General features: G+C 66.6%; 1 protein-coding gene. It reads right to left on the reverse strand.

Translation table 11 applies throughout. From position 1 onward, the window contains the following. On the reverse strand, positions 1–373 hold a 373-nt coding region (locus EOA16_RS32450), incomplete at its 3' end, for an aromatic amino acid lyase (protein WP_164754460.1). Positions 374–413: the final 40 nt, after the last annotated feature.

Here is a 413-nt window from a genome sequence, read left to right on the forward strand (position 1 = left end):
CGTCGAGCAAAGCAACGAAGACGGAAGACGAAAGGCCGGATCCGCCAACCGACAGCATCGCTGCACGCGCGGCCATGCTTGCCCGCACGGCATCGACCGGCAATCCTTCGCCGACGGCGCCGCTGCGTCCCTCCAGCAACTGGCGCTGGAAGGCTCCGGCATCGCCCTCTACAGCAGTGCCGAGATTGGCGCCGAGCCCGGTGTTCAAGCCATAGATCTGCTGGCTGGACGCTGCAGCCTGGTCGAGCACTTTTCGTGCCTTCTCCAGCCTGTCGATGACATCGGGTCCGATCTCCACCTTGCGCCCATCGCGGGCGACCGCAGCGACATCGCCAACGCCGACGCCGGTTCCGGTGAGGACGAGCGCGCTCATGCGAAGCGCAGTCTCTGGCCGATGCCTTGCGCCTGCGCCT

Origin of the sequence: Mesorhizobium sp. M7A.F.Ca.US.008.03.1.1 (genome assembly GCF_003997495.1) — a bacterium.
Taxonomy (GTDB): Bacteria; Pseudomonadota; Alphaproteobacteria; order Rhizobiales; family Rhizobiaceae; genus Mesorhizobium.